A 22180-nucleotide genomic window follows, 5' to 3' on the forward strand; every position below is an offset into this window, starting at 1 on the left:
TACTTTAGCAAAATTAACAGATAAAAACAATCAAAAATTGAAAGCTTAAATTGAATTTTTAAATTCATTTAATTTTTCAATATTCTGATAATCAGTTTTTTGCATAAGTTATTTTTTGAAAAACATTAGGATGACAGCTGATAAAGAATTCATGGATAAATCTGTAGATGCGCTCAAGAGAAAACTTATTTCACAATATGTTTATCTTATGTCCGGCATATTGCTGGCTTATTCTCTTGTATTCTACTTTATTATCAAAGATATTTTTTTTGCAGCATGTACACTTACCTATGCTGTTACCATGTTTTATACATTTATGGTGATCCGGAAAAGCTATAATATAAAGTTTTTGGTACATCTCTATATTTCTTATGCACCCTTATTTGCCGGATTTGTCATGCTGGATTTCTGGAAATTTTCTGCCGCTACTGCTATGTGGCTTCTCCCTGTTCCTTTGGGGGCTCACATTTTTCTGCCGAAAAAGTATATCTACATTTATACCTTATATATTTTACTGATTATAGTAGCTGTAAGCATTCTTACTAAGTTTTTTGTATTTGATTATTTTGCCCTCAATGATGTGAAGGTGATTGTAGCTTCTGATACTTTTGTAGGCGTTTCCAATATAGCTGTATTTGCTCTTTTGCTGTATTATAATGAAAAAATAAGGAAGGTTGAAATAGAAGGAAATATTTTGACCAAACTAGGGTTTTCCGAACAGCAGGAGATGTACGTTATACCCGAAGAAGAAGCTGTTGAAAAAGAAAAGCAGGTTTTGCAAACCTTGAAAATACAGAAAAATACAACCTTCTGTTTAACGAGATAAGAGATATTGTAGAAGACAAAGCCTATTATAAAGATGTAGGATTTACCATTTCTCAATTATCCAATATTTTGAAATCCAATAATTTGTATATTTCTAAAGCTATTAAATTAAATGGATTTTCAAACTTCAGCCATTATCTTAACACCTGCCGAATAGAGAATGTAAAGAAACTCCTTCAGGAAAATGATATCAGCAAAGTAACCCTTATGTATATCTATACGGAATCAGGATTTTCCAATCAATCAACCTTTAACAGGGTATTTAAACAGATTGAAGGAGTTACTCCATCAGAATATCTGACTAATTTAAACATTGAAGAATAGAAATAAATTCAATAGTAAATTAATATAAAAAAAGCCCGGCACCTTTGGTGCCGGACTCCATCATTAATCTATCAAAATTTACTATTTCCAGAAACTCCAATTAATGCCGTCAAATACAGCCATTGTTTTGCTTACGGTATCATAGCAGATGGTTCCTGCTACCGGACTTTTCATATTCGCTACCGGATCATTCACCTTAGGTAAAACCAACGCTTTACTGGTGGATTCCAGAACCAGTACTCCCTGTGCAGGTGAGCTTCCGGCGCCAATAATTACCCCACCTCCTGTTTCTGCAGAAGTATTGGGCATTGTTCCAGTGAGGTTTCCTGCATCAGATAAAGGTACCCAAAGATTATTTTCACGCATCTTTATTGTCATATCGGTTTTATCCAGAAGAAACGTTCCGTTGGTGGCTGCTGCACCCGTAGGAAGTGCTTCCACTATAGGAAGAATAATTCCGGTTTTAGAAACGGGAAAATCTAAAATAGCATCTCCGTCTACAGAGGCCTTACCCATACCCACTTGTGCCTTAAGAGAAGAAAGGCCGGTGAAAATAAGGGTTAATATGATTACTTTTTTCATTTTTGATGTATTAAAATTATTATTGATTACAGCTTCTTACTACACAGTTCCAGCTGGTTCCGTTATAAAGCTTCATACATTTACTTACCGTATCATAAATAAGCATACCTTCTACAGGGTTTGCAATAGCTGAGCTTTGGGCACGGGTAATAACAAAACCTTTGGTTTTAGACTCCAGAGCAACAGCACCGTTAGGAATACCTTCAGGCCATCCGTTTTGCTTAGACAGAGTCGTAATACCTATTTTGGTAACCATATCAGCAGGGGAGTTATTAGGGGTATGGGTACAGTAGGTAAATTTTCCAAACGTGAAAAATTTCCCATTCGGAATCTGAATACCAGGAGTAGAGCCGCCTGTAAGATGAACGTTCACGACATTGGTAGTCATCGCTGCATCATCAGCATACACAAGATAGGTCGCTTGGCTGTCAGAAGTCTTAATAAATAGATTCTGTGCCGTACCCGTAGACTGTACTTTCCATCTGCGCAGTATTAAGTTTTGAGCATTATATGTGGTTGCAGCACCATTATTCCCGGTTATAAAATAAAATTGATCATTAGTAATATTGGAATGACCTGCACCTGTATTAGTGCTTGTAAAATCATTATTCGTACTGATGGTAATAATATCTGCCACAGCATCCTGTGATTTTGCAATTCTCTGGTGCAAAGCTTCTGCATCATCTCTTGCGATACCTATTACATTAGTCTGGTAGGTGCTTACCGCTGTAGACCACACTGTTGTACCATTAGTACTTGTATAGTTCACCGGGACAGCAAATGTACCTAATGTTACACCATATTTAATGGCCATGTAGGATACTACCTTGTTATAATCTGCAGCATTCAGTACGGAATTGTACATAATGTTTTCAGGCATAATAATGTCTATACCATCATCAGATCCACCATCAGCATCTACGCCTATCACTAAATTGGTTCCGTTTTTTGAAAGACTGGTGCCGCTGCCTTTGGATATACTATTTACCTGATAAGCAATTGTTCCTGTTCCCGTAGCTGAAAATGTAGTGACTGCAGGAATGTTTACAGTATATGCGGATGTTCCGGCAGCACTTGGCCACGCAATAGGAGAATTAGTATAAGTCCCAAACCAGCTGCTAGAGGTACTTACTGTATTTAGGCTTGCATTATCATGGAAACTAAACATATTTCTAAATCCTGCAAAAGGAAGAGTGGGGTTTTTATGCAAGGCAATCATCGTATAATCATCCCCGATAGTGGCAAACGCATTTTGCATACCAAGCCCGGAGGTGGAAGTAGATTGTGCCACAGGATTGAAATTGATATTCATTGCTGAAGAATTTCGATACAATGGACCGGTAGTTTGTAATGCAATGGTATTGGGAAACGCAGCCCCTCCAATCAAATTTCCACCAATTGGCGATCTGTTCGGCCAGGTGCTTATTGCTACGTTATCCGTAGTATTTCCGTTGGGATTATCATCTGCTTTTATCCAGACGCGCAGATTGTTTAAAATTCCTCCCGGAGCCTGAGCGAAAGATGCGAATGTAAAAAATTGCCCGTTTGCAAGGGAAACATCGGCATAATTATATACAATTCCATTAATAGTCTGTGTGTTGGCAGACATATCAGTCACGGTATTTCCGGAAGCAAAAGTAGGATCCGAATTGTTCTGAATCAATTTTAAATTATTCAGCCCTTGAGGCCACATTACCCTTATTGTTCCTACAGAGCCTGTATTTTGAACCTTCCACACAGAACCGAAAAGGAAATTAGCTCCCGGAATGTTGTTTACAAGGGTTGTAGGCGCTTTTGAAAGACCATTATCCCCAACGACAAGTGACTGCAGGTTGGCTAATGTTCCCGAATTGGAAGCGTTAGTATTAGCCATTCCTGTAAGCCCAATCAAAAGCTGCTGTCCGGGATTAATACTCATCGACTGTTTTTGGTACAAAGCTGAATTATCATCTCTGGCAATACCTGTTATATTGTTGCTATAGGCACTATTCGTTGCGGAATTCCAATAGGTTGTTCCGTCTGAAGCAATATAATCACCAAATTTTGTAATTCCGTATTTCAGAGAAAGGTAACTTTCTATCTGAGGACGTTCTAAGGTCTTCGTGGTATTGTAAATAACGATTTCAGCGATATCGACATTCACGAAATTATTAAGTCCCTGGCCTCCTACCCAAACAGGCTGTGTACCTGAAGTAGAAACAGCATTACCATTGGAAAAGGCAGAAGACTTAAATTGGCCATTCACATACACATTCATTAAACTTGAAGTTCCATCCGTTGACTGTAACCTAATTTCATTGATTGCAGGAGTTGTAGAACCTACACTACGGTTCGTAATAAGCATGCCTCCATTGGAATTTCCTCCCACATTCCATGTTCCTCCAAAACCATTAGAATGGTTGTATAAGGAGTTTGCAATACTTCCTACTTTTCTGTATACCACATATTGTGATGACTGATAAGGAGATGGTGAACTAACTGTTACATTTTGTGGAACACTGGGTGCTGCCAAACGGTCATCAACCCCATCAAATCTTATTGATGGGTTAAAGTTAATCTGGCTTGTATTATAAGCAGGCAAAGTACTGGTTGCTGCTGCCTGTTGGATAAGATCATAAGTTCCCGGAGAAGCACTGTTATTCCATTGATTTACAATTCCTGATGAAGAATTAACCCCTGCATCGGCTTTGTACCACAGCTGAGGAGTAATTCCTCCCGGGCTTTGGGCATTTGTAAACATGAATATATTCGTTATCAGGAATATACTCATTAATATATTGTGTTTTTTCACTTTAGTATGTTTAAAATTTAAATATTATATCGATTCTTTTACACCAATGAAGATGGCGGAGGACGGGTTTTGCACTGAAACCAGTAATAGTCTTTAAAGAAAATAAAGCTATTGCTTACGATCTTATGATTAATCTTGTTGGGATATTCATGGGTAATCCTTAGTTTTTTATTCTCAATTGAATAATGGGTCTGGTCATGAACTGTTATTGATGCTGAAATTGCTTCTCCTTTCGAATATGATAGAAAAAAATCATCAGGTTGAGGCACTGCAAATACTATCGACTGTACCTTTGGATATGTTTTTGTTTTTGCTGCCGGATGTCCGGCTAATGTTTTCTCAGCATTGAATGCAGATTTCTTTTGTTTTCTGGATTTCAGTACCCCTTTCTTTTCCGAAGTTTTTCCCTCAAAATCCTTTAGATCCTCCTGATGTATTTCTTCTGAATGGGCAATATAAACCGTTGTATTTTCCCCAATAGTAATGCTGGTGCCCTTTACATAATAGAGACTCTGTGCATGTATTTTGAAGGGTACGAAAAATAAAAACAACAGCAATGAAGCCCTCTTATATAAAGGGAGAAAAAGCTTCAGTTGCTGTTGTAGGGATCTCATTGTGTGTGTTTTATGTTGATAAGAAACAAGAGTTTTGTTTCAATACTTTTCCTGGTTCAGAAAAAATCTGAATCATATATAATGAGGGATTAAGGTTTTAATTAGAAATTGAAGTGTATATAACTGGTTGAAATTCAGTTATGCTTTCTGTGGTCGGGGAATGATAAGTTGAAGAATATTTTTCATGAAATCATAAAAAGAATAATTTTTTTACATAATGAATGGACTTATGATAAACATTATTAGTAGGTGTTTTGTTGAATATAAATTCTTATTTGTTGAACATTTTAATCTAAAATACCATTGATTTTATGTTTTGTTTTCTGGGGTAAAATTAGATTAATATTAATGTTTTTTGTAGATTTTATTTATAACATTAAGTCATTTTAGTAAAATCATTGATTTTTCATATGTGTTTGCTTTTCATTGTTTTAGGTAAGTTAAAAAACAAATTTTGTAGAATAAGTCGAATAATAGAATCCCTGATTTTTCAAAGAATATAAAATAAGTCTCCTTCTACCTTCCTGAGAAGAGAAAAAGTAGAATTAATTTAAAATAAAGAATACTCTGAATATCTTAATAAAAACAGATCAAGACTGCAAATAGAAAATGGTAGAATGTAAATTTTACTTCTAATTGGATTAAATATGAAAAATATTACATTTTTTGGTTGATCAATTAGGAGTATCAAAATAAAGATCCTCAATTCGCCTACAAAGGTCTGCGATTAGCCTACAATTCCGGAAGACAGGCTGTATAACTTTGCTTAGTAAATAAAAACATTTAAAATTATGATACAGCAAAATAGAATCTGGTTCATTACCGGAGCATCAAGAGGTTTCGGACGAATCTGGACTGAAGCAGCATTAGAACGTGGTGATAAAGTGGTGGCAACCGCAAGAAAACTGGAAAGTATTGCCGATTTTAAAGAAAAATATGGCGATAATGTGCTGACTTTAGAACTTGATGTTACCAATCCAAATCAGGTGAAAGAAGCCGTAAATAAAGCACATCAGCATTTTGGAAAACTGGATATTGTACTGAATAACGCAGGATATTCACTAGTGGGAACCATAGAGGAGGCCAGTGCAGATGAAATACGTGCTTTATATGAAACCAATATTCTGGGTCCCGTAAGTGTCATTCAGGCGGCACTGCCGATCTTGAGAGAACAGGGGTATGGACATATTTTGGGGACTTCAAGTAATCTGGGACATTTCACACTGCCTGTCATTGGCTATTACAGCTCTTCTAAATGGGCTTTTGAAGCCATCCATGAAAGTCTTGCAGAAGAAATAAAACAATTCGGGATTAAAGTAACCATTATAGAGCCGGGAGCTTATGCAACAGAATTTGGAAGTCAGGACTCTCTGAAGTTTTCTCAAAACCTGGAGGTGTACAATGACTTCAAAGCAGAGTTTGTAAAGACCATTCAATCTTATGAAAGAGGAAATCCTAATGCAACCCCACAGGCACTTTTCAAAGTTGTAGATGCTGAAAACCCACCGTTACGTTTTCATTTGGGAAGTCATAATCTTCCACAGGTGAAGTCTGTATATGCTGACAGAATCAGTCTTTGGGAAGCATGGGACGAGGTTTCCAGTGCTGCGCAAGGGTAATAACAACCATAAAAACCGGTTATCCATGTATAGCCGGTTTTTTGTACCTTTAAAATACTATTTATGAAAAAGACAGATCAAACTCCATTAAAATTTGGATCCCTATTTGAAGCGAGTCAGTTTTTTGGACTGCCCAAACCCAAACATCCTCTCATTAGCTTAATGAATGGGGCACACAATATGGTGCTGACCGATAAATTGTCTCAAAGACATGTTTTGAGCTTCTATAAGATCTCTTATAAACCCAAATTAGAGGGTAAAATAGAATACGGGCAGGGCTATTATGATTTTAATGAGGGTGGATTATTATTTGCAGCACCCGGCCAGGTAATAGGAGGGAACGGAAACAGTGATACAGTCTGTTCACAATATTCTCTGCTTATTCATCCTGATTTCTTTTTGGGATATCCAATCATGAGGAAGATCAGGCAGTATGGCTTTTTCTCCTATTCCACAAAGGAAACACTTCATCTTTCTGAAGAAGAAAAAAATACGGTAATTTCTATCTTCAATTTTATTGAATCTGAGCTCAACAGCCGGATTGATGATTTCAGCCATGATGTGATGATTTCTCAGATAGAACTGCTTCTTAACTACGCCAATCGTTTTTACAAACGCCAGTTTATTACCCGTAAAGCAACAAGCAGTACCCTTTTACAGAAATTTGAAGATTTGCTGGATGCTTATTTTAAAGATGAAATATCTCTTAACAAAGGAATACCCACGGTGAGTTATTTTGCAGAAAACCTTCATCTTTCACCCAGCTATTTGAGTGATATGCTGCGTTCTTTAACAGGGCAGAGTACCCAGCAGCATATTCATGATAAACTGATCAGTGAGGCTAAAGAAATGCTTTCCACTACCAACCTATCTGTGAGCGAAGTAGCGTATGCCCTGGGATTTGAGCATTCCCAGTCTTTCAGCAATTTATTTAAAACAAAAACCAAACTTTCTCCTTTAGAATTCAGGAAGTCTTTCAATTAATAATATTCAAATATTCTTTCTGTTTTCTGCTGCATTGTTCCCTGATCATCAACTAATTCTTCATAAACAGGATTGGCATGAAGGTCAAGTTTCACATTTTTATAAATAAGCTTAGACTTTTTGTCGCTCGTGAGATCTTCAAGAAGCGTTTCACTTTTTACCCCATTGATATAGGTATAAAGAATGACATTATTAACGGGAGTTTCGAAGAAATTTCCGGTTTCTTCTGTTTTGATAAGGCGGTTGTTTTTGTCAAAATAAAACAGCTTGCTGAGTGATATACTGTGAACAGAATTATGGGAAACTCTTTTGTACAGAGAATCAGAAATTTTTTCAAAACTGCCTGTCGTTTCTATCTTCTTATTTCCGGGGTTAATGGCTTCAAAATGGCGTTTGGCTTTGTCTTTTGAATTGTAGCTGATAATTTTATTGAGAGATCTTTCATTAGAAGATCCGGTTCCGATAGCGTTATAATATTCTATTTTTGTCAGAAAGCCCTCTCTGTCATAATAAGAAATATTTTTACTGATATTTTCCGGTGAAAAGGTGATGATCTCTGTAATTGTTTTGGGATTCCAGGAATAGTTAGAAAACTGAAGGTCATTCATAACAGATTTTCCCTGACCATTTATAAGGGCGCATAATAGAATAAACAGATAGCTAAGTTTTGTTTTCATAGGGTAAGTGTTGCGGTTCCATAATTTCGCTCCTCTCAAATATAGGCAACTCTTCCCGATATAGACAATTCCATTAATGTTTTGTCAGTTCTTTTATGTTTTCAAACACCCAGCTGCGTAAAGTTTACTGACTTGGAAATCATCAATTAACAAATTCTTTGAAGAGTCCCCAGAGTCTGAGATTTTGAAGTTCCGGTAATGGTATAAATAAATACGATTTATCACTGTACCCCGTTCGTAACCCCCTCGAGGGGGTATCATAAGGGTCTCGAGCCCGTTGGATAAGGGTCTCTACCCGGTTATATAACCCTCTCTACCCCCTTGCATAACCCCCTTTACCCCCTTACCCAAGGGGGTAGAGACCCTTGGGTAAGGGGGGGGTAGACCGTTGCTTAAGGGGGTGGAGACCGTTCGGAAGGCCCTGGAGGGGGTTGTAGAAGTACCTGGAGACCCTTCGGAAGGGGCTGCAGGCTATTTTTTAAGTTTTTTAGTCACTGAAATAGAGCTTTCGAAGTCAGGAGACTTTGGAGAGCCGGAAAGTTTAAAAACTAGCGGACAAGAAGATAGATTCCAACACCAATGGCAGTATAGGCTGTCACCGTAAGAATATCTGCAATGGGTTGTGAGAAACGTTTTTCTGCAATTTTTTCGCTGTTGATCTGGTTCTTATGGAACTTCAGACTTGTTTTAGCATTGCGAACAGGATGGGCTACCAGGCTGTCGCTTTCCCATCGGTCAACGATTACTTTATAACTCTTACCATTGACCTCAATTTTAACATTCTTACCAGGGGCAAGCTTCTCCTGAACATTCACCGGAGTAGGTGCCTGTACTGCATTCAGGTTTTGAGGTGCCGCTCCTGTACTGTTCATTTGCGGGGAAGCAGTATTGGCAGGAGCTGTATTGTTTTTAGGATCTTGCTTGTTGTTGGCTGCCGGATCTACTGGCTTTTTTACCTGATAGGTATAGCAGCTGGTAAGGGAAAATAAGATAATGATGAGATAAAAATTCTTTCGCATGAACCAAATTTAAGAATTAAACGGAATATTTAGAAGTTTCTTTTGAAAGATGATGTTTTTTTTGAAATTTCTGGGGAATGTTTTGGCTTTGAAGCTATGAAAAATGATTCTTTTAAAAATACTCCGAAATTGGGAGACTTTGGAAAGGGGAGATGTTGGTTGATATCCTTGTCAAGGTTTTAAACCTTGACAAGGATATTTATATTGTTGCTTTTAGAATGTTTGATTTTAATATTGAAACCACACGAAAGGATTCGTGCGGTAGCGGGGGGATTTAAATAATTACTTAATAGCAGGCAAATATTCCGTAGAAATAAAATTTTATTTATTCTTAACATTTATACAAGTTTAATCATTTATTTTACATTATGATACTATTCTATAATAAATTAATAAGTAAGTTTTTTAACTCTTCTCTAATTGATTGATAGTATGATTGCAGTCTTTGCTTATCAAAATAGATATAAATATCTTCATCATTCATTTTATCTTTAATATGGAGTAAAGTATTTTGACCTTTTGGAAAATTTTTAATATGATTCTCAATTTTTAATATTGAGTATTGTAATAGCAGTTGCTGATCCCAAGCCCCGTGTTCATTTTTTAATACTTGTAGTAATTGGCTTGAGGTGTAGTATGATGCTGCTTCTAAATTAATCTCATATGGTAAGGCGGTAACTGTTTTAACTCTGTAATCTAATATAGAATAGATTTCATCGTCAGAATAGTTCTCTCCTTTTATTAATCCTTTGATTTCTCTTTCACAAAACTTTTTTAATTTAGTAATATCAAATTTCTTGCTTACATTTAGCAACTGAACTATGATTTTTGATAGTGGAATACTATCATCTAGAATTTCGAGTAAGTGTTTATTAATAATTTCTTCAAAGGAAATGTATTCTGTAGATAGAGAGTTTAACCAGTTATTAATGTGAATAATTTCTGATGCATTGGCCTCATCATTGCTTGAATTTCTTCTAAAATATACCATGCCAGGCTGTAATCCTTTTAGTTTTACTGTAGGAGTAATAGGTCTTTCATACTTTTTAATAGGAAATTCAATAATGCCAAATAACATATTTTTGTAAAGGAAAGAATAATATCTAAAGGTTGGTATTGGAAAGACATTGACTTTAACTTTTTGTTGAAGAATACTGTCATCTGTAATTTGCGTGATACCTTTTAATTCTATTTTTTTATTATTTTCTTCAATCCCGATAATGATATATGATGTTTCATTTCTGATGGTATTGGAAAATGATATAATATCCTTTATAAATTCAGATTTTTTAGGTTCTGGTGCATTACTTGAAAAATCATATTCTGATCTTTTAAAATCCAGAATATCTGATTCACTTTGCTTAATTAGTTTTTCAAAAATTTCCGTAGTCATATTATTTTTAGCAATAGTACTTATTTTCAAATATATGTAATTAATTCAATTCTGATTTAGTTTGTTTTAATCCTAAATAATAATTTTAGTGAAATATTCCCATATTATTAAACTATATTCCGGCCAATTTTCCTTGAATTTCAGAGTAGAATTGATGGATTTATATTTTTGTTTTTAGAATGTTAATTTATAATGCTAAGAATCAGAAAGTATTTATATGATAGGGGAATTAATTCTGCATTATGTAAACATTTTTTATGTATTTCTAGTAATTTCCAGATTTTATTAAAAATTTTGCCTCTTCCAAGAGCTTGTCATAGTGAGTTAAAATAATATTTTGTTTAGATAATTCTCTTACTTTACGATATGTTTTTTCTTTGTAGTTTTCTCTTCTCCCTGCAACTACGCAATATATAAATCTGGTTGAGTCATAATCATTAAATTCATCTGGTAGAGTTTTATATTTATTATTAAATCTTTTTAAGTTACTTGAAAATGATTGGAAATTTTTATCCATCCAAATTTTCCAATCATCAATTTGATTTAGGCCTTTTCTTATAGTTGTTCCAAAATCTCCATCAGAAATTGTTATATTATTATATATATTTTCAAATTCAATCAATAGAAAATGATAGCCATGAGAATTTTTACCAATAATTAAATAATCACAGACATGATGGGGTGGTAATTCAAACTCTTTAAAAATATATCTGTCATGATGTCCAAATAGAGTAAAGTTTTTTAAAATTGATGTTGCAATAAAAAGTTTATTATTAGAAATGAAATTTAATATATCTCTTTCTGTACTATTTTTATTATCAATTATTAATTTTAAATCATCAAGATATTTATTATATTCAATATGATGATTTTTTAGATCGAAATCACTAAGAAAATTATCAGGAAAATATGAGTCAGTATACCATAAAAATGGATTATCATTCGTTATTTTACACCAAGCTTCAATATCAATTTCATAGGAACTTGTGATTTTTTTAAATTCTTTGAATTTTTCTTTTTGTTCTAAGCTTAATTCATCAAAGTGATACATATTATTGGTATTGAATTGTACATAACTTTCAAATATACAAAATACATTATTTAGTAACTTTACTGTTTTCCGTAAGAATAAATCCCAACTTTCGTCAGGATTTGTTTGATAGTTTAATGTATTTTTTCATATCAAAATCAAAGAGCTCTTGTATTGTGACATTAAGTTCTTTGCTTATTATAAGTAAGGTATCATATCGTGGATTAGTATTTCCTCTTTCCAATTCTCCTATTGTCTTTTTTGCATGTCCGGTTCTTAATCCCAGTTCTTCTTGTGAGATAGGTTTATTAGTCTCTGGGTTTATAACTTTCTTTCTTAATTCAGAAATTCTATAACCAAGAGCTTTTTTACAGTTATTAAGTTCAATATCATTCATTAACTGTAAAATTCTAAGATTAGAGTTAAAATTTAGGATACTTATATGTATCCTTTTTGTTTTTTTTTATTACTTTTATAAAAAAATACAAACACATGAAAAAAAGCAGAACAAACTTTGAAACCCGTTTTTGGGCAGTTGATAAGAAGCGTTCCGGATTACAGCTGATAGAGACCTTCTTCCAGTTCAATGATCTGACAGCATCTAAAGAGATGTTAAACAACATTATGAATTATGCCATCAAGAGAAATAGCTGGATTGATGAAGACCCGTCTGTGATCTATCAGTTTCATCAGGCGGTGCGGTCTTTTGTGCGTGCCGGTTATCTCATTCATCTGAAGGAAAAGAAACGGATTGCCCATGCTCATTTAGAAAATCCTTCTCCATGGGTTCTTGGCTTGCTTTCGGAGAAAGAATACCAAAATCCTCTGTTGGTTTTTAAAAAAGCATTCAAAGAATACAGTGTCAAGGAGTTTGATTATTTTATGTCCGGTATTGTCTATTTCTCAATGGTAATGTATGATAATCTGCCGGAAAGAAATATCGTCAATCCCTACATCCATCTGACCAAAATGCTGGATGCTGCCCACCTGATTCTTGAAAGGAGAGGGAAGAGAGTTGTGGAGTAGGAGGTTGGAAGATGGAAGTTATTATGAGTCGTGGTGACGGGTGGTTGGTATGATAATATCTTGATTCCAACGCTGTCATTCTGAATGAAATGGAATGTAATGAAGAATCTCAAATATTTCAGAGAGATTCTTCCTTCGTCAGAATGACAATGCTGGGCTAAGGTTTTTTAACGCAAAGGTTTACTATTAACATTGTTCTATTACAAGGGAGCAAAGGTGGAATCAATTTCATTGATTTTTCTAAGCGGACGCATAGCCATGTGGCTTCATCTGCGACTTTGTCGCCCTCTTAGCTCCCTTAAAGATAAAACGGTTTGAACTTGATCTTTGCGTTTTAAAGAAATAAAAGTCTGCAAACATAGCTCAGGAATGTAGTGAAGAATCTTATATATTTTAAAGAGATTCTTCCTTCGTCAGAATGACAGTGTTAAGCTAAAAATTTAACGCAAAGGTTTACTATTATCATTATCCTATTACAAGGGAGCAAAGGTGGAATCAATTTCATTGATTTTTCTAAGCGGACGCATAGCCATGTGGCTTCATCTGCGACTTTGTCGCCCTCTTAGCTCCCTTAAAGATAAAACGGTTTGAACTTGATCTTTGCGTTTTTAAAGAAATAAAAGGCCTCCTTCATTCAATTGAGAAAAAACTCAGTCAGTATCAATCTAATTTTTATATTTGCACATCTTGGGGGATAACCAAAATATGGAAAAACCCCAATAAAAAAGACTAAAAATAAAATAACCAAAAACAAAGAAGAATCAGGAATGGATAAGAGTAATTTATTAATTATTGTGGCTTCGGTTTCCGTATTCATTTCAGTGCTTCTTGCTATTTTCCTTGTTACCGTAGAGACAAAACATAAAGTAAGCAATAGGTTGTTTGCTGTTTTTCTGATCATCAATGCTATCGATATTAGCGAACCATTGTTTAATATGATGGTTGATGGGCCCTCTAACCTTGGAATGCTTAGAAATACATTTGCTTACCTGCAAATTCCGGTTTTTTATCTCTATGTCTTATCTGTTTGCTATTCCGATTTCAAACTTAGGCCTCAATATATCCTGCATGCGCTTCCGTTTTTAATTGCTAATCTGGCTTTAGTGCCTCGTTTTTATGGGGTAGATACAGCTGCAAAAATCAGCTTTATTCAAAATCGCCAAAGCATGATAGAATTGCAGTTTAATCATATCCTGATTCATGTTCAGATGATTGCGTATTTCGTTGGTGTTTTCAGGGTATTAAGAAAATCAAAGACGCTTTATCTTGAAAATTATGCAGGGAAAAGTATAAATTCTTACAATTGGCTCTTCCAGTTTACGATTGTTTTGTGCATTGTATATGCTATAGCTCTTTTGAAAAATATTTTTAAGTTTTCAGATTATCCCTATATTTCTGAGTGGATGAAGGTTGGGCTTTTATTACTGTCGCTCTTTATTATTTGCTGGTATCTTTTCAAAGCATTAAATAATCCGGAGCTGTTCAGAAACGTTGATTCAAAATTAAAACTGGTGTCTGAGATTATTTCAGAGGAGAAAAACAGTGATGAATCAGTGTCCAGTAACAAGGAATATAATGAAGAGCTTTTGAGGTTAAAAAATTATATGATTGAGAAAAAACCTTTTCTTAATTCCTCACTTACCATTCAGGATGTTTCCAGTGAAATACAAATTCCTGTCCGGGATTTATCTCTTTTGATCAACCACCAATTAGGCCAGCATTTTTATGATTTTATAAATACCTATCGGATAGAAAATGCGATGAATATTTTAAAAGATGCTACAAAAAGCAAGGTGACGATCCTTGAAATTCTATATGAAGTGGGTTTTAATTCAAAATCATCCTTTAATACTGCCTTTAAAAAACATACCGGGAATACGCCAACTTATTACCGTAAGAATTTGTAATACAGTTGTTTGTAATTACTCGTACTCTTTTTTTGAAAGATTCTAACCTATTTTTCTGAGCAAATGGGATCGATTACTTTTATTCGGTCGCATAGCTTCAGCGTCTTCCACATCTTTGTATCGAAATAAATTTTTAACATTTAAAAAACGATACAATGAAAACTTCATTCTCACTTTTAGCAGTACTTTTATTCATCAGCAGCTTTTCTTTTGGGCAAAAATTTTCCACCAAGATTGATTCTATCATACAGGATAATTATAAAAAAAATCCTAATGTTGGGATCAGTGTTGGCTTCATCAGTAACAACGAAGAATATTATACTGCATATGGTAATCTGAATGCGGAAAGCCAGACTAAAATTGACAAAAATTCTCTATTCGAAATTGCATCAATCACTAAAATTTTAACCTCAAATTTAATTGCTCAGGCAGTTATTGACCATAAAATAAAACTGGATGATTATATAGACAGCTACCTTCCGAAGGAATATGTATTGAACCAGAATCTTAAAAACAAAATCAGAGTTTCAGATCTCGCATCCCATCAATCTGGTTTACCTGACATCGATTTTCCAAAATTGATTGAGCAGAATCCACAGCAGCCAGTAAGCGGTGTTACTCAAAATACATTGAGCTCAATTATCAATAACTGCAGTGAGCTGAAAGATTATGGTAAATACCGATATTCTACCATTGGCTATACTTTGCTGGGACAGATTCTGGAAAAAATATATGGTAAAAGCTATGATGTCATTATCAGAGATCAACTTATTCAGCCGTTGAAAATGACAACTACATTCACTAAAGATTTTAATGTGAAAAACAGAACAACGGCTCACAATCCGGAAGGAGGAATTCAGGAATTCTTCAATTGGAATATTACAGCACCTGCAGGATTAGTGAAATCTAATGCGGTTGATATGGTTAAGTTTCTAAAAGCTGTATTAAATAATAGAACCAGAGTAGGGCAGGCTGCCATCATTGAGGAAAAAATCTTTTATAAAGATGAAAAAAGAGAAATGGGGCTAGGTTTAGGAATCTCAACAGATGATAAAAATACAATTTATTATAAATCAGGAGATTCTATGGGGCAGTCTTCCATTATATGTTACAACAGAGCAAAAAAATGGGGGTTCATTATCCTTCTTGATCAGAGAAACTCAAAAATGAGACAGGATCTGATGAACAAAATTTATGATACTGTTCTGAAATAAATACAAATAATAAGTCTTTTACCACCAAAGAGTATCCCGGTTTATTAAAATAAATACCAATTTCCATGAAAAAAATAGTAATCGGAATTGTTCTTTTTCATTCCCTGTTATCGTATGCACAGAAGGATGATAAGACAATCGTTCTTTCTGAAATTACAGAAAAAGTAAAGCGTTATTATATCGATAAAGAAGCTTACAAAAAAGTAGATTCTTCATTTCAAAGCGACCTTAAAAAAGGAGTATTTAATAAGCTGAATAAAAATGATTTTGCAGCGCTTCTTGCTAAGAAACTGAGATCGGATGTAAAAGACTACCATTTTTCTTTCAGATATCTGGAAAACTATAGCCCTGAAAAGGTAGTTGATGAGAAAGAAAAGGAGAAGCTGCATGATTTTCACAACAGTCTTGAGAATTTTGGTTTTGAAAGTGTTCAGCGATTGGAGGGCAATATAGGATACATTAATTATAAAGGCTTTGCTTCATCAAAGTCCAGCGCGGCTACATTGTCTGCTGCCATGAATTTTGTTGCCAATACGAGCGCCTTGATCATTGATCTCAGAGAAAATCAAGGGGGAGATAATGAAATGCTTCTCCTGTTCTGCAGTTATTTTTTTGATAAAAAAACAGACCTTTATACCACCTACTTCAGACATAATGACAGCACTGTAGTAAACAGCACACAATCTGATGTTTTGGGGGCAAAATATCTCCATAAAAAAATCTATATCCTTACCAGCAAAAGTACTTTTTCTGCAGCAGAAGCGCTTGCTTATTTTTTGCAGCAACATAAACTGGCTGAAGTAATAGGTGAGAAAACACCTGGAGCAGCCAATCCGGTAGATCATTTTGTTATTCAAAATCAATATCTGTTACTTGTTCCGACAGGAAAAGTAAGTTCTTTGGTCAATCAGAAAAACTGGGAACATATCGGTATAAGCCCTGATCAGGAGGTAAAAGCCAAAGATGCTTTAAAAGCGGCTCATAGTAAAATTTTAAAAAATATTGTAAAAACAGAAACAAAAACAGAGCTAAGCCCAGCTGAAATAAAAAAGCTTGTTCATCAATTAGAACAAGAGATTAATTGAAGTGACTTTTGATAGTGTGCTGTTTTTTTAGAATCTATCAATAAAAAGGGACAGATCTGGATTTAGACTTGTCCCTTTATGTGGTTAAAATAAGATTGTTTTCAGTACCTTTTTGTAATTCTGATGGTATGAAAAAGGTTATTTTAAAATTTGCTGATCATAAAGAATATTGTCGTATTCATCAAAGCTTATGATCAGGACTTTATATTGTTTTGCACTGTCATTATTAAAGAATTTAATTCTTGGAGGAACATAATCGCTGTCAAATAAATTAGGATTCCAATACAGTGTTTCTCTGGTGTCATTTTCAATTTTTTCCGGAGCGTCATCATCGATCATTTCAATAGGGAATTCCGAAGGTCTGTCATATCCTTTTATGATAGCCGAGTTATTGTTAGGAGTTTCTTTTTCAGTGCTTTTAGATTTCATATTGCCTTTCATTGTATAGATGGCTACTGCATCACCTATTAATCCTGCTCCTTTAATGATTTTTACCATCGCAATATTGTTGATGGGAAGGTTGGAGATCATGGTAGGATCAGTTTGTACTTCATCTAAATAGAGCTTAGCCTGCTGACCACGGATATAAGGTACATTTACCCCTGAATTGTTTCTCTGAAACGTTAATCCGGCAGTTCTTCCCTGAAGCCAGTCTAAGATATTATTGGACCCTCCGGCATTTTGGTTTTCATTAACGAAGTCAAATACCGTAGAATTGACAGAACTGAACATTCCGGTAGACAGTTGTTTGTCTAACTCTTCTTTCGGATCTTTCTTTTTTCCTACCAAGGCTACTTCCTGAATCTGGATATCAGCACTTTCTTTCTTTTTAATGTTTTTCTGCGTGTTGATGGCTCTGGCAATGGCTGGAGGAAGGGTTTTGTTTTCACCAGATTTTACTAATGTATATTTTGTGCTCGGGAAATTCCCTTTAAATGTGGTAGGATTCACTAGAGGTTCCACTGTAACGAATAAATTATCACTACTGGCATCTTTATCTTTTTCCGCGTTCACAAATAATGAAACGTTCAAAGGCTCATCAGTATTGATATTGTTCAGATAGACATATCCGTTCTGATCTGTTTGAAACTGATTGATGGCAGGATCTCCTTTACCAGCTCTCAATACCAGGTTTACTGTGCTATTGACTAGCAGAGCATTGTTTTTAATGGGTTTTACCCTATAGGAAAGAAACTGTTGAGAATTGTTTTTAATGGCTGGGGTAGATCCGCTAAGAACAGAATTCCAATCGAATCTTTTCCAGGTTTCAGAAATAAGCAGCGCGTCCAGTGCTTCAGTATTGGCCGTTTTAGAAAAATATTGTGCAGGACTGTCTATTTTTGAAGTAAAATCTCCTGTTAACCAAAGCCCGCTCAGTAGATTCTCATCTTCCGTATCTGGAGTGCCGTTGTCCTCTTTTACGAGAACTGTATAGTTTTTAAAATTGGATTCCGGGGAAAGATCAATGCTGTTGAAGGCTCTTGGAGTAGGTTTCAGGCTCTGACCTACTATTTCTGCTTTCTCCACCTTTAAATTGCCGGGTTTTATAAAACAAAGTCTCTTGGCAACAAGATTATCCTGCTCATCAAAAATGGCCAGCTGCAAAACAGCATTAGCTCCATTGCTTACTTTTGTAGGGATAAGACTGGATGCCTCATTGGTCAGATGATTGATATTGGCTCTGTAAGCAAGGTGGTTATTGATAATTCCGACAATTTTATAGCCCTGAAGCTGTTGTTTTAGGTTAACGCCCTTCAATGTATATTTAACACCTTCCTTAGAGCTGCTGACTTCTACACTAAGGCCGCTGTCTGCAGCCTGCGGCAGGTCGATTGTCTGGATTTTTCCGGAATTATCCTGAATGACAGCCTGGTATTTTTTTCCTGATGTTGCAGTGAATGTAAAAGAGGCTACATTTTTATCAAAAGATTTAAATGTAGCGACAGGAGTTTTAGGATTTTGGATATCTATTACTTTTCCGGACCAGTTATCCGGGAGAGAAGTGTTGCTGGATAACCTTACAGCAAATTTCGTGGGCATACCATTAATGAAAGTTCCTCCTTCAGGAAAAGCTTTTGCAGACCAGTCAGAACTTTTGGAAATGACTAATGATTGCTTAGATTTTGGATTGTAAACCGGAAGTGTTTTGACAATTTGGAAATCTTCATTAAAATTGGTCATGTAAGGAGTATAAGCTCTTACAAAGTACACCTGCTCAGGAAGATCTTCTTTTAGTTGAAAATCTCCGCAGCCTTCACCATTGGTCAGAAGTGTTGTTTTCCAGTCTATTAATTTTTTATCAGCATCATACAATTCAACAAATAGGGTAGTAGATAATGCAGAACGGTTATAGCCATCAAATACAAAACTTTTAAACCAAATCTTGTCACCTGCTGCATATTGTGATTTGTCTGTAAGTAAGTATACTTTTTCTTGTTCGTAATTGTCCTCAAGATTGGTAAGTGCTTTTTCCAGTTTAGCTTGTGCCAGTACGGGTTGTACCATGGAAAGAAGCAACACACAGAATATATTTTTCATAGAAATCTTAACGCATTTAATTCTGTGCTAATGTAATGATTTAAAGACTTTGAAAATTGATATTTAACGTCTTATTTCAGAAGAAATGAATTAAGATGAGAATATTTCCTTACTATAATTTCTGCATCAGAAAATAGTATTGCCCGAAAGTGCTCACCGTTAAATGTTGAGAGAAACAGATGTTATAAGTGTGAACTTAATGGAAACGTTTTGTGAATTAAAGTTTTAGGTTATAAAAATTAATCAATATCCGGTGAAAAAAAGTGTATTGAATGAATATTTTTATTATTTTTATAAAATAAACTAATACATGAAAATAAATGAAAAATATTTTCACATAAATATTTATGTAAATATAATTTACTAAAAATTATCTATTTTTATTTCAATAATATATTGTATTTGCTTGTTCGTAGGCTTTTGTTTCTGTGGGTACAAAAGCAATATGTAATTGAAAATAAATACAGATAGAATTACAATTAAACATACAATCAAACCCAATCATTCTTATGGAAAAACCACACCAACACACACATGGCTGTACACACTGCTCTTGCAACAATCCTGTTTTGGAAGTTCTCAAAGAAGAGCTTTTCAGTGCAGAAAATCTAACAAAAATAAATCCAGGTTCAGGAAAAGCAACCCACGAAAAACCACAAACTCTGATGGTCAGTGGAGGAATTATTCGTCCTATGATTGGCGGATCAACAGATACCGTTGAAGCCATTGGTTTTGCTGATGGAAAAGTGGTGGTAACCGGTGAGAAAAAAGAGGTGGCAAAATATATGACGAAACACCATCCGAAACATCAAAAAAAGGAATTAACAGGAACTCAAACCTTACTTCCAGGTCTGATAGAGCCCCATGTTCATATGGTTCCTACAGCAATGATGCATGGCTGGCTGGATCTAAGCCCTTTTGAAGGACAGAATTTAAAGGCTGTATATGATCTGAACTCAGTTGGAGCTATCATCAATGCACACATTCCCCCTAAAGTTCTCGGAGCTGTTATCTTAGGAAGAGGGTTGGATCCGTCACTTATGCCTTTTAAGGAAAAAGACGGTAAAAAAGAACTAATAACGATCGATAATGCGGTACTTGATAGTATTAATGCTAAAACACCTATGATGTTATTAAGTGCTTCCATGCATACGCTTTATCTGAATACAATGGCATTGGAGCATGTATTCAAGAATAATTCTGACATACAGGCCGAATATAAAACCGTTGAAAAATATATTATTGAAACCAAAGGCCAGCTGCAGGAAGGCTTGCAGATGACCCCAGCATTGAAGACGGTAAAGCTGCAGATTATTGCCATGAGCATAGAGATCAATAGATATCTGACGGATCTTTTTAATACAGCCAATTCAAGAGGCGTTACTTTTATGTATGATGCCGGATTGAATAAAGGATCAGAAACACTTTTAACCAAATATTTTGAGACGCATCCTGAATTGGTAAGAACAGGCGGAGCATATCTTTGTTCCAGCCAGGAAGATGTAGATAAACTGGATCATTATAAAGAGCCTGATCACTATAAGCCGGTATATAATGGACATATTAAAGTGGTTTCAGATGGTTCCAATCAAGGTTTGACGGGTTATCAGAGTGCTCCTTATCTGTGTAATCCTGCCGATAATACGGGAGTATTTAATTTCCCGCAGTCAGGTATTCCGGCGCATACGATTCCGCCAAGTTATAATACCTTAATCAATACGGTTGTAGCTGTAAAAGGATGGCCATTGATGGTTCATGCTAATGGGGATCAGGCGGTAACATTTGCTATCAATGCTTATCAACGTACGCTTGCTCAATATAGAGGTCCGGAACTTCGCAACCGTATAGAACACTGCTCGCTTCTGACATCGGATCAAATTACCAATATGCTCCAAATGGGTGTTTCACCAAGTTTCCTTATCGGACATGTTGGCTATTGGGGATATGCTTTTAAGGAAGTGATATTCGGGGAAAAGGCACAAATGCTTGATCTTTGTGGTTCCACACTTGCTGCGGGTATGAGAATTACCCTTCACAGTGACAATGAAGTAAGTCCATTGGGTCCTTTAAGAATGATGGAGCAATCGATTACCAGAATCATGGAAAAAAATCCGAAGGATATTGAAGTTTTAAATAGTGCCGAACGTATTACCCCTGAACAGGCTTTAATTGCTGTTACTTATGATGCTGCCTGGCAGTGTTATGCTGACAAATGGGTGGGATCGTTAAATGAAGGGTATTTTGCTGATTTTGTTATATTGGAACAAGATCCTCTTTCATTAAATACTCCATCATTACAGTATATGAAAATGAGAGATATTCCCGTATTGGAAACATGGGTGGGTGGTATACCTGTTTATGTAAATAATAAGAGTACAGAAGAAGTAGCTGGAAAAAAAGTGTTTTTTTCAGATAACGTATAATTTATTTCTGAGAAGAATTAAATAGTTGCTAATCAAACCCGATCAGAGTAGATGATTTCTACTCTGATTTTTTTATGGCTTTGATTGTATATGTTGTAACTCAATAAGGAAATATTTTTGAAAATATTG

Annotated in this window: 18 protein-coding genes; 9 read left to right on the plus strand and 9 right to left on the minus strand. The window is 35.2% G+C overall.

Annotation, left to right across the window (positions count from 1 at the left end; translation table 11 throughout):
- Nucleotides 1-130: 130 nt before the first annotated feature.
- Both CQ046_RS02225 and CQ046_RS02230 read left to right on the plus strand, forming a co-directional pair.
- The gene (locus CQ046_RS02225; protein ID WP_105700706.1) at nucleotides 131-826 is read left to right on the plus strand and encodes a hypothetical protein; all 696 of its coding nucleotides are present in this window, start codon (nucleotides 131-133) and stop codon (nucleotides 824-826) included.
- A gap of 68 nt (nucleotides 827-894) precedes the next feature.
- Nucleotides 895-1149 (plus strand): helix-turn-helix domain-containing protein, encoded by a 255-nt coding sequence (locus tag CQ046_RS02230; RefSeq protein ID WP_165790448.1) that lies wholly within the window; start codon nucleotides 895-897, stop codon nucleotides 1147-1149.
- Nucleotides 1150-1230: 81 nt separating this feature from the next.
- Here CQ046_RS02230 and CQ046_RS02235 read toward each other — a convergent pair whose 3' ends face one another.
- From CQ046_RS02235 to CQ046_RS02245, 3 genes are read right to left on the minus strand one after another with little or no spacing between them, the layout of a single operon-like run.
- Nucleotides 1231-1731, minus strand: a complete 501-nt coding sequence (locus tag CQ046_RS02235; RefSeq protein ID WP_105700708.1) for a hypothetical protein — start codon at nucleotides 1729-1731, stop codon at nucleotides 1231-1233.
- A 19-nt stretch (nucleotides 1732-1750) separates the two neighbouring features.
- Nucleotides 1751-4501 carry a hypothetical protein gene (locus tag CQ046_RS02240; protein ID WP_105700709.1) on the minus strand — a complete coding sequence of 917 codons (2751 nt, stop codon included), beginning with the start codon at nucleotides 4499-4501 and terminating at the stop codon, nucleotides 1751-1753.
- 59 nt (nucleotides 4502-4560) lie between these two features.
- Nucleotides 4561-5136 carry a hypothetical protein gene (locus CQ046_RS02245; RefSeq protein ID WP_123906558.1) on the minus strand — a complete coding sequence of 192 codons (576 nt, stop codon included), beginning with the start codon at nucleotides 5134-5136 and terminating at the stop codon, nucleotides 4561-4563.
- Nucleotides 5137-5927: 791 nt separating this feature from the next.
- Between CQ046_RS02245 and CQ046_RS02250 the strand changes: the two genes are divergently transcribed.
- A complete protein-coding gene (locus CQ046_RS02250) occupies nucleotides 5928-6755 on the plus strand; it encodes an SDR family NAD(P)-dependent oxidoreductase (RefSeq protein ID WP_105700711.1) in 828 nt (275 codons plus the stop codon).
- Nucleotides 6756-6818: 63 nt separating this feature from the next.
- Nucleotides 6819-7739: a helix-turn-helix domain-containing protein gene (locus tag CQ046_RS02255; protein ID WP_105700712.1), complete on the plus strand. Its 921-nt coding sequence runs from the start codon at nucleotides 6819-6821 to the stop codon at nucleotides 7737-7739.
- Here the strand turns inward: CQ046_RS02255 and CQ046_RS02260 are convergent.
- The 5 genes from CQ046_RS02260 to CQ046_RS02280 form a co-directional block, all read right to left on the minus strand.
- Nucleotides 7736-8416 (minus strand): hypothetical protein, encoded by a 681-nt coding sequence (locus tag CQ046_RS02260; protein WP_105700713.1) that lies wholly within the window; start codon nucleotides 8414-8416, stop codon nucleotides 7736-7738. The genes CQ046_RS02255 and CQ046_RS02260 overlap by 4 nt on opposite strands.
- Nucleotides 8417-8964: 548 nt before the next feature.
- Nucleotides 8965-9435 (minus strand): hypothetical protein, encoded by a 471-nt coding sequence (locus CQ046_RS02265; RefSeq protein ID WP_105700714.1) that lies wholly within the window; start codon nucleotides 9433-9435, stop codon nucleotides 8965-8967.
- 379 nt (nucleotides 9436-9814) lie between these two features.
- Complete coding sequence (locus tag CQ046_RS02270; RefSeq protein WP_228406850.1) at nucleotides 9815-10858, minus strand: helix-turn-helix domain-containing protein; 1044 nt, start codon at nucleotides 10856-10858, stop codon at nucleotides 9815-9817.
- Between the two features lie 235 nt (nucleotides 10859-11093).
- A complete protein-coding gene (locus CQ046_RS02275) occupies nucleotides 11094-11879 on the minus strand; it encodes a Shedu anti-phage system protein SduA domain-containing protein (RefSeq protein ID WP_105700716.1) in 786 nt (261 codons plus the stop codon).
- A gap of 94 nt (nucleotides 11880-11973) precedes the next feature.
- Nucleotides 11974-12255: a helix-turn-helix domain-containing protein gene (locus tag CQ046_RS02280; RefSeq protein ID WP_105700717.1), complete on the minus strand. Its 282-nt coding sequence runs from the start codon at nucleotides 12253-12255 to the stop codon at nucleotides 11974-11976.
- A gap of 95 nt (nucleotides 12256-12350) precedes the next feature.
- On the opposite strand from CQ046_RS02280, the gene CQ046_RS02285 reads away from it, so the two are divergent.
- From CQ046_RS02285 to CQ046_RS02300, 4 genes are all read left to right on the plus strand, one after another.
- Nucleotides 12351-12884: a hypothetical protein gene (locus CQ046_RS02285; protein WP_105700718.1), complete on the plus strand. Its 534-nt coding sequence runs from the start codon at nucleotides 12351-12353 to the stop codon at nucleotides 12882-12884.
- Nucleotides 12885-13651: 767 nt separating this feature from the next.
- The gene (locus CQ046_RS02290; protein ID WP_105700719.1) at nucleotides 13652-14791 is read left to right on the plus strand and encodes a helix-turn-helix domain-containing protein; all 1140 of its coding nucleotides are present in this window, start codon (nucleotides 13652-13654) and stop codon (nucleotides 14789-14791) included.
- A gap of 155 nt (nucleotides 14792-14946) precedes the next feature.
- Nucleotides 14947-16005, plus strand: coding sequence for a serine hydrolase domain-containing protein (locus CQ046_RS02295; protein WP_105700720.1), 1059 nt, complete (start codon nucleotides 14947-14949; stop codon nucleotides 16003-16005).
- A gap of 65 nt (nucleotides 16006-16070) precedes the next feature.
- The gene (locus tag CQ046_RS02300; protein WP_105700721.1) at nucleotides 16071-17090 is read left to right on the plus strand and encodes a S41 family peptidase; all 1020 of its coding nucleotides are present in this window, start codon (nucleotides 16071-16073) and stop codon (nucleotides 17088-17090) included.
- A 138-nt stretch (nucleotides 17091-17228) separates the two neighbouring features.
- Here CQ046_RS02300 and CQ046_RS02305 read toward each other — a convergent pair whose 3' ends face one another.
- Nucleotides 17229-19628 carry a TonB-dependent receptor plug domain-containing protein gene (locus tag CQ046_RS02305; RefSeq protein WP_105700722.1) on the minus strand — a complete coding sequence of 800 codons (2400 nt, stop codon included), beginning with the start codon at nucleotides 19626-19628 and terminating at the stop codon, nucleotides 17229-17231.
- Between the two features lie 509 nt (nucleotides 19629-20137).
- Between CQ046_RS02305 and CQ046_RS02310 the strand changes: the two genes are divergently transcribed.
- Nucleotides 20138-22051: an amidohydrolase gene (locus tag CQ046_RS02310; protein WP_105700723.1), complete on the plus strand. Its 1914-nt coding sequence runs from the start codon at nucleotides 20138-20140 to the stop codon at nucleotides 22049-22051.
- Nucleotides 22052-22180: the final 129 nt, after the last annotated feature.

Origin of the sequence: Chryseobacterium sp. MYb7, from assembly GCF_002979455.1 — a bacterium.
Lineage (GTDB): Bacteria > Bacteroidota > Bacteroidia > Flavobacteriales > Weeksellaceae > Chryseobacterium.

Bases quoted from the DNA above. Each gene is read 5' to 3' on its own strand.
- CQ046_RS02305 (WP_105700722.1), bottom strand. From the start codon at position 19,628: ATGAAAAATATATTCTGTGTGTTGCTTCTTTCCATGGTACAACCCGTA.
- CQ046_RS02295 (WP_105700720.1), top strand. From the start codon at position 14,947: ATGAAAACTTCATTCTCACTTTTAGCAGTACTTTTATTCATCAGCAGC.
- CQ046_RS02225 (WP_105700706.1), top strand. From the start codon at position 131: ATGACAGCTGATAAAGAATTCATGGATAAATCTGTAGATGCGCTCAAG.
- CQ046_RS02280 (WP_105700717.1), bottom strand. From the start codon at position 12,255: ATGAATGATATTGAACTTAATAACTGTAAAAAAGCTCTTGGTTATAGA.
- CQ046_RS02250 (WP_105700711.1), top strand. From the start codon at position 5,928: ATGATACAGCAAAATAGAATCTGGTTCATTACCGGAGCATCAAGAGGT.
- CQ046_RS02255 (WP_105700712.1), top strand. From the start codon at position 6,819: ATGAAAAAGACAGATCAAACTCCATTAAAATTTGGATCCCTATTTGAA.
- CQ046_RS02275 (WP_105700716.1), bottom strand. From the start codon at position 11,879: ATGTATCACTTTGATGAATTAAGCTTAGAACAAAAAGAAAAATTCAAA.
- CQ046_RS02300 (WP_105700721.1), top strand. From the start codon at position 16,071: ATGAAAAAAATAGTAATCGGAATTGTTCTTTTTCATTCCCTGTTATCG.
- CQ046_RS02265 (WP_105700714.1), bottom strand. From the start codon at position 9,435: ATGCGAAAGAATTTTTATCTCATCATTATCTTATTTTCCCTTACCAGC.
- CQ046_RS02260 (WP_105700713.1), bottom strand. From the start codon at position 8,416: ATGAAAACAAAACTTAGCTATCTGTTTATTCTATTATGCGCCCTTATA.
- CQ046_RS02245 (WP_123906558.1), bottom strand. From the start codon at position 5,136: ATGAGATCCCTACAACAGCAACTGAAGCTTTTTCTCCCTTTATATAAG.
- CQ046_RS02290 (WP_105700719.1), top strand. From the start codon at position 13,652: ATGGATAAGAGTAATTTATTAATTATTGTGGCTTCGGTTTCCGTATTC.
- CQ046_RS02285 (WP_105700718.1), top strand. From the start codon at position 12,351: ATGAAAAAAAGCAGAACAAACTTTGAAACCCGTTTTTGGGCAGTTGAT.
- CQ046_RS02310 (WP_105700723.1), top strand. From the start codon at position 20,138: ATGGAAAAACCACACCAACACACACATGGCTGTACACACTGCTCTTGC.
- CQ046_RS02240 (WP_105700709.1), bottom strand. From the start codon at position 4,501: ATGAGTATATTCCTGATAACGAATATATTCATGTTTACAAATGCCCAA.
- CQ046_RS02235 (WP_105700708.1), bottom strand. From the start codon at position 1,731: ATGAAAAAAGTAATCATATTAACCCTTATTTTCACCGGCCTTTCTTCT.